Below are 246 nucleotides of genomic sequence, written 5' to 3'. Positions count from 1 at the left end.
CCATTACCGTGCTCCCCGCATCCAGAAACAGCGTCGAACCTGGCGGAACAGCCTGCGCCACCTGTTTACCAAGACGTTGTTTGGTTTCCGGCAGCAGTGTATTGCGCCCCTGACGATTCATGGCCGACAGATTCAGGGCAATTGCCCCGCCGTGGTTCTTTTGCGCCAGCCCCTGTTTCTCGAGATCGGTCAGATCCCGGCGGATGGTGTCCGCTGAGACCTGCAGTTTGTCCGCCAGTTCCGTAA

Annotated in this window: 1 protein-coding gene; it reads right to left on the bottom strand. The window is 58.9% G+C overall.

Annotated elements, in window-relative coordinates:
* A partial coding sequence (locus ACPYOJ_RS36255) for a DeoR family transcriptional regulator (RefSeq protein ID WP_481420519.1) occupies window positions 1-246 on the bottom strand: 246 nt, incomplete at both ends.

Source organism: Rhizobium sp. SVR5-9E, assembly GCF_056755095.1.
Note: the sequence above shows the minus strand (reverse complement) of the source record. Positions and strands in the feature narration are given on the sequence as shown.